This window comes from Mycobacterium innocens (assembly GCF_900566055.1).
GTDB lineage: Bacteria > Actinomycetota > Actinomycetes > Mycobacteriales > Mycobacteriaceae > Mycobacterium > Mycobacterium innocens.
Genome location: NZ_UPHQ01000059.1, coordinates 1 through 6,722 on the forward strand (window position 1 = coordinate 1; position 6,722 = coordinate 6,722).

The 6,722-nt window shown below is 67.9% G+C and carries 6 protein-coding genes and 1 pseudogene; 5 read left to right on the forward strand and 2 right to left on the reverse strand.

Annotated features, from left to right (window positions below):
• The first annotated feature begins 142 nt into the window (after positions 1 to 142).
• Positions 143 to 1,297: an LLM class flavin-dependent oxidoreductase gene (locus EET03_RS07465; RefSeq protein WP_075541967.1), complete on the forward strand. Its 1,155-nt coding sequence runs from the start codon at positions 143 to 145 to the stop codon at positions 1,295 to 1,297.
• Positions 1,298 to 1,319: 22 nt separating this feature from the next.
• Here the strand turns inward: EET03_RS07465 and EET03_RS07470 are convergent, their stop codons facing one another.
• Positions 1,320 to 1,976, reverse strand: coding sequence for an ACT domain-containing protein (locus tag EET03_RS07470; protein ID WP_122508743.1), 657 nt, complete (start codon positions 1,974 to 1,976; stop codon positions 1,320 to 1,322).
• A 98-nt stretch (positions 1,977 to 2,074) separates the two neighbouring features.
• On the opposite strand from EET03_RS07470, the gene gatC reads away from it, so the two are divergent.
• From gatC to EET03_RS07490, 4 genes are all read left to right on the forward strand, one after another.
• Positions 2,075 to 2,374 (forward strand): Asp-tRNA(Asn)/Glu-tRNA(Gln) amidotransferase subunit GatC, encoded by a 300-nt coding sequence (gene gatC / locus EET03_RS07475; RefSeq protein WP_075541965.1) that lies wholly within the window; start codon positions 2,075 to 2,077, stop codon positions 2,372 to 2,374.
• Positions 2,371 to 3,852, forward strand: coding sequence for an Asp-tRNA(Asn)/Glu-tRNA(Gln) amidotransferase subunit GatA (gene gatA, locus EET03_RS07480; protein WP_099194047.1), 1,482 nt, complete (start codon positions 2,371 to 2,373; stop codon positions 3,850 to 3,852). Before gatC ends, gatA begins: the two co-directional genes overlap by 4 nt.
• A 105-nt stretch (positions 3,853 to 3,957) precedes the next feature.
• Positions 3,958 to 4,989 (forward strand): ATP-dependent 6-phosphofructokinase, encoded by a 1,032-nt coding sequence (locus EET03_RS07485; RefSeq protein ID WP_036411949.1) that lies wholly within the window; start codon positions 3,958 to 3,960, stop codon positions 4,987 to 4,989.
• A gap of 411 nt (positions 4,990 to 5,400) precedes the next feature.
• Positions 5,401 to 6,309 (forward strand): MinD/ParA family ATP-binding protein, encoded by a 909-nt coding sequence (locus EET03_RS07490; protein WP_075541963.1) that lies wholly within the window; start codon positions 5,401 to 5,403, stop codon positions 6,307 to 6,309.
• Between the two features lie 93 nt (positions 6,310 to 6,402).
• Here the strand turns inward: EET03_RS07490 and EET03_RS30115 are convergent.
• Positions 6,403 to 6,722: pseudogene (locus EET03_RS30115) on the reverse strand (hypothetical protein); the annotation flags it as partial.

The window sequence follows — 6,722 nt, forward strand, 5'->3', positions numbered from 1 at the left end:
CAGATCGCCGCCCTCGAAGCCACCCAACTGCACCGTCACGAGTTCCACGGCGACTGGAACTACACGCTCACGGCCCACCCCACCGCGACACGCCCGAAAACACCCACCTAATTACTGCGCGATCCCTTAGGTGCGAAGGATCATGAGAAACCCAGCAATCTCGGTGGGCCTGCAGATCGGGACGCAGCCGCCATTGAGCGGCGCTCGGGCGTTATTGCTTGCGGCGCGGGTGGCGCGGCTGGAGTCGGTGATGCTCATTGACCACTTCCAGAGCGGTGTGCCCCGCGCCATCTGGAATGAAGACCTCACCTGGCTTGCGGCGCAGGATCAGAGCCCACACGAGTTTTTTGACTACCAGGTTCTGCTGGGCTATCTCGCGTCGCGGGCCGGGCGACTGCGCTTGGGCGTCGGGGTGACCGAGGCGATTCGGCGGCACCCCGTTCTCATCGCCCAGGCGATGCTGACGCTGTCGCATCTCACCCGCCGCGCGCCCATCCTGGGCGTCGGCGCGGGCGAGCGGATGAATATCGACCCGTACGGACTCGACTTCTCCGAGCCGGTCACCCGACAGGAGGAGGCTCTGCAGGTGATCCGCCTGTGCCTGTCGGCACGCGGGCCTATCACGTTCTCCGGCAAGCATTTTCGACTCGACCGGGCGACAATGGACCTGGAGGCTCCGCGCGGCCGGGTACCGCAGATCTGGGTCGGCGGGCACGGTCCGCGAATGCTACGGCTCACGGGACGCTACGGCGACGGGTGGTATCCCGTCTCGGTGGTCTCGCCCCAGGAGTATGCGGCCAAGCTGGCGGCGGTGCGGGCGGCGGCCGCCGAGGCTGGGCGAGACGCAGACTCGATCACACCGGCGCTGCATCGCTTCGCGGTGATCGGCGCGTCCGAGCGGGAGGCGCGGGCGATGCTGGACACAAAGGCCGTCCGGTTGCTTGGGCTTGCTGCGCCCGCCGATGTGTGGCGGTGGGCCGGGGCCGTGCACCCGCTCGGGGCGCACTTCGATACGTTGGTCGACTTCGTGCCCGACCGCCACGGTCGCCGGGCGAGCGAGCAAGCCATCGCCGCCGTGCCGGACGCCGTGATGACCGAGGGGCCATTGCTGTGGGGAACTGCGCAGCAGGTGGTGGCCAAGCTGCGGGCCTTCGGCGACGCGGGGATGCGCCACGCAGTCCTGGCACCCGTATCCGGTCTGGTGTCCCGGCGTGCGGCGCTCTACGGGCTATGGGCCACCGTGCGGATCGCCCGCTCGCTGACCAGCCGGCGAGGCCACCCTGCGCCCAACGGCTGACACGCTGCTGATGAGCAACGGGTCAGCGCAGCATGGTGGCCACGATCCCAGCCAGATAGCCCAGTCGGGCCACCTCCGAGGGCCGGAATTCCGGGCCGGGCCGGCCCAGCACCACCGCCGTGTGCGGGTCGCCCAACGGTGCGGCCACCATCGTGGTGTCCATGTCACGCCAGGCCTGCGGCACCCAGTCGGCGCCACCGTCGAGCGGTGCGGCGCGCTCGATCGGCAGCCACGGTGCCGAATCGGCTCGGGTTTCCGGGGCGCCCGGGCTGCCGGCAAGCCGGTGCAAGGCGCCCTGGGAGCTGTGCAACACGGTGCACCAGCTCACCCGCAGCACCCTGGGCGCCTCGTTGACAAGTACCTGCAATCGCGACGCATTGTCGCGGGCCGCGGCGACGTGGTCGAGCAGCTCCAGCTCGCGGTGCGCTTCCAGCAACCCGGTATGTGGGCGCAGACTGTCCACCCGGACTCCGGTCAACGACTCGGCGGCGGTAATCAGCCGATCCGGCATCGCGCCCGGCGGCATCTCGACCACCAGGTCGTCGATCGCGTACCCGGCGCTGCGCTCGACGACGTCCAGCGACAAGATGTCGGCGCCCACCGACCCGAGCGCAACCGCCAGCGACCCCAGGCTGCCTGGACGGTCGATCAGCTCGATGCGCAACAGATACGACGGCACGGCCAACACTGTTACACAGCGGCGCGCGCGCGGCATGTCGGCAAGAGCGGAGCGACTCGAGTGAACCAGCCGCATGCTCCCCGTTAGGCTTTTCGCTCGTGTCCCAGATCTCCCGCGACGAGGTGGCCCACCTGGCCCGGCTGGCCCGTCTGGCGCTGACCGACCATGAGCTCGACCACTTCGCCGGTCAACTCGACGCCATCTTGGCGCACGTCAGCCAGATCCAGGCCGTCGACGTCACCGGCGTCGAAGCCACCGACAATCCACTCAAGGACGTCAACGTCACGCGCCCCGACAAGATCGCGCCGTGCCTGACGCAGGAGCAGGCGCTGGCCGCGGCGCCGGAGGCCGTCGACGGCCGCTTCGCCGTCCCGCAGATCCTGGGGGACACCGAGTGAGCGACATCATCCGATCCGACGCCGCCACGCTGGGCGCCAAGATCGCCGCCAAGGAGCTGTCGTCCACCGAACTCACGCAGGCCTGCCTGGACCAGATCGCGGCAACCGACGACCGCTACCACGCCTTTCTCCACGTGGCCGCCGACCAGGCGTTGAGCGCCGCGGCTGCCATTGACAAGACGCTGGCCGCGGGCGAACAGCTGCCGTCGCCGCTGGCCGGAGTGCCGCTGGCGCTCAAGGACGTGTTCACCACCATCGACATGCCCACCACCTGCGGCTCCAAGATCCTGCAGGGCTGGTGGTCTCCCTACGACGCCACCTTGACGGTGCGGTTGCGCGCGGCCGGGATCCCGATCCTGGGCAAGACCAACATGGATGAGTTCGCGATGGGCAGCTCGACCGAGAACTCCGCGTACGGCCCCACCCGCAACCCGTGGAACGTCGACCGGGTGCCCGGTGGCTCGGGCGGTGGCAGCGCCGCGGCACTGGCCGCATTCCAGGCGCCGCTGGCCATCGGGTCCGACACCGGGGGCTCCATCCGGCAGCCTGCCGCCTTGACCGCGACCGTGGGTGTCAAACCCACCTACGGCACGGTGTCGCGCTACGGGCTGGTGGCCTGCGCGTCGTCGCTGGATCAGGGCGGCCCCTGCGCACGCACCGTGCTGGACACCGCGCTGCTGCACCAGGTGATCGCCGGGCACGATCCGCGCGACTCCACCTCCGTCGACGCCGCGGTGCCCGACGTGGTCGGGGCCGCGAGGGCCGGGGCGACGGGCGACTTGACCGGGGTGCGGATCGGGGTGGTCAAGCAGCTGCGCGGCGAGGGCTACCAGCCGGGAGTGCTGGCGTCGTTCCAGGGTGCTGTCGAGCAGCTGACCGCATTGGGCGCCGAGGTCAGCGAAGTCGACTGCCCGCACTTCGACCACGCGCTGGCCGCTTACTACTTGATCCTGCCGTCGGAGGTGTCGAGCAACCTGGCCCGCTTCGACGCGATGCGCTACGGACTGCGGGTCGGCGACGACGGCAGCCACAGCGCCGAGGAAGTGATGGCCATGACCCGGGCCGCCGGTTTCGGCCCGGAAGTCAAGCGGCGCATCATGATCGGCACCTACGCGCTGTCGGCCGGCTACTACGACGCCTACTACAACCAGGCCCAGAAGGTGCGCACGCTGATCGCCCGCGATCTCGACGAGGCCTATCGATCGGTCGACGTGCTGGTCTCGCCCGCGACTCCCACCACCGCGTTCCCGCTGGGGGAGAAGGTCGACGACCCGCTGGCGATGTACCTGTTCGACCTGTGCACATTGCCGCTGAATTTGGCGGGACATTGTGGCATGTCGGTGCCGTCGGGGCTGTCGCCGGACGACGGGCTGCCGGTCGGGTTACAGATCATGGCGCCCGCCTTGGCCGACGACCGGCTCTACCGGGTGGGAGCCGCCTACGAGGCAGCCCGCGGCCCGCTGCCCTCGCCGATTTAGGCGCCATCTAGGCGCGAGGAGACGCAGAATCGCACTGCGCGGACCCCGCGCATGCGATTCTGCGTCTGCTCGCGGCCCGAGCCAGCCGCGGTGCAAGATGATGGCATGCGGATTGGACTTCTCACGGGAGGCGGCGACTGCCCCGGCCTCAACGCCGTCATCCGGGCCGTGGTGCGCACCTGCGATGCCCGGTACGGCTCGTCGGTAGTCGGGTTCCAGGACGGGTGGCGCGGATTGCTGGAAAACCGGCGCATGCAGCTGCGCAATGACGATCGCAACGACCGGCTGCTGGCCAAAGGCGGAACGATGCTGGGCACCGCGCGCGTGCACCCGGACAAATTGCGCGCCGGCCTGAACCAGATCATGCAGACCCTGGACGACAACGGCATCGACGTGCTGATCCCGATCGGCGGGGAAGGCACGTTGACCGCGGCGCACTGGCTGTCGGAGGAGAACGTTCCGGTGGTCGGTGTGCCGAAGACCATCGACAACGACATCGACTGCACCGACGTGACTTTCGGCCACGACACGGCGTTGACGGTGGCGACCGAAGCCATCGACCGCCTGCATAGCACCGCCGAATCCCATCAGCGGGTGATGCTGGTGGAGGTGATGGGCCGTCACGCCGGCTGGATCGCGCTGAACTCCGGTCTGGCCTCCGGCGCTCACATGACGCTGATCCCCGAACAGCCCTTCGACGTCGAGGAGGTGTGCCGGCTCGTCAAGCAGCGCTTCCAGCGCGGCGACTCGCACTTCATCTGTGTGGTCGCCGAGGGCGCCAAACCCGTCGCCGGCTCCATCCAGTTACGCGAAGGCGGGATTGACGAGTTCGGCCATGAGCGTTTCACCGGGGTGGCCGCGCAGCTGGGCGCCGAGGTGGAGAAGCGGATCAACAAGGATGTCCGGGTGACCGTGCTCGGCCACGTCCAGCGAGGTGGGACACCGACGGCTTACGATCGGGTGTTGGCCACCCGCTTCGGTGTCAACGCCGCCGACGCCGCACACGCGGGCGAATACGGCCAGATGGTGTCGCTGCGCGGACAAGACATCGGCCGTGTTCCCCTGGCGGACGCGGTTCGCCAACTCAAGCTGGTGCCGCAGAGCCGCTACGACGACGCCGCCGCTTTCTTCGGCTGACGTCGGCGTTTCGCGCCGAAATCTCGAAATTCGTCGAACATCCGGTAGCGCGGGCTGAACGCCGGGCTAATTGTTGCTTGACTGCTGCTTGCATTTCCGGAATCCGTCCTATTTGCGGTTTTCCGGCAAATCAGCCCGGCTATACCGTGGGGTATGAGCAATCGCGATCCTGGTCGCGGAGACCTGCCTCAGGCCGCCCCACCGGCGGCGCGGTCGGCGCCGCCGGAGCGGCCTACGGCCCCGCCCTGCCGGCGCCCTCCGGCCGAGTCGGCGTCCACCACGGTCCCGCGGGTCTACCGCCGCCATGCCCCTGCCTACCGTTCGTCGCCCGTTGAGCCCTGGTCGACCGCTCGAACCCCCGCAGCGACACCGATCGCCCCGCCGTCTCCTTGTGAACGGGCCCCGGGTGGGATGGCACTTGATGTTCTTGACGAGCAGCACACCGACGATACGGGCGGTTTCAGCTGGCGAGATCTGATCTGGCGCATCAGCCGCAGAGACTTCGGCCCCGGCAAGGGCCCGGCTTACGAACGTGACCTGCGCGAGCGCGTCCGCGCCCCGCTCGGAAGCGCGTTTCCCATTGCCGTGCTCAACCTCAAAGGCGGGGTTGGCAAGACCGCGGTGGTCGAGGCGCTCGGCTCAACGTTCGCGCTGGTGCGCAACGACCGGGTGGTCGCCGTCGACATCGACGGCGGCGATTTGTCCGATCGGCATGGCCGCCGCAGCCGGCTGAATATGGTGGACCTGCTCATGGACGATTCGGTCACAAGATATCCGGACGTGCGGGCGCATACCTATATGAACAGTTGCGGGCTGGAAGTGCTCGGCCTGCCCGAATATGCAAAGAGTAATTGGCGAGTGGAGCGCAGCGACGTCGTCAAAGTGTTTTCCATTCTGCGCAAGCATTACTCGGTGGTACTGGTGGACTGCGTCAAGGCGCTCGAGTCCAGCGCGATGGAAGCGGTGTTGCCGGAATCGCGGGCCCTGGTGGTCGTTACCAGCGCCTCGATCGACGCGATACGAAAGACCAGAATCACGCTGGAATGGTTGCGTAACAACGGGTATCAGAAGCTGCTCGCGACGGCGGTGTTAGCGGTCAACCACACCGAAGCGGGCAGGCCGAGCACTTTGGCCGGTAAGGAACTTGAGCAGTTGTCGGCCGACGTGGCGGCCACGGTGGTCCTGCCGTTCGATCGGCACATCCATGCGGGCAAAGAAATCGGTCTGGACCGGTTGGGCAAGGAAGGCCGGCGCGCGTACCTGGAGCTGGCGGCCACGTTGGCGGACATGTTCCCAAGGCGGGTCCCAAAGCGGATGTAGTGGCAGATGTCCGGCTCCGGGGGCTGCCAGCTGTTGCGGGTGGGTGCGCGTCAGATTTGTAGGTAGTTGTTGTTGATCTTGATATCGGCCTGGTCACGCGGTGGTGGTCTGGTTGTGCGGCTGTGTCCAGATCTGTTCCCAGCGACCGCTGGCGTGCTGGCAGCGCAGGGTGAGGATGCCGGTGGCGCCGGGGATGTTCCAACGCATGCCGGAGAGTTTGAGTCGTTGACCGACGATGGCTTTGCAGCCGGCTTCCACGGTGCCCGAGCCGACGAACATGCCGTGATCGCGGAAGTAGGCGTAGCGCATGCGGTGGGCGTTGGTTTTGAAGTAGGCCAGCGCCTTGGTCGTTTGGCGGGCGGTGTCCTCGGATAGCCGCGGACGCAGCCGATCGGTTTCGGCGGCCAGGGTTT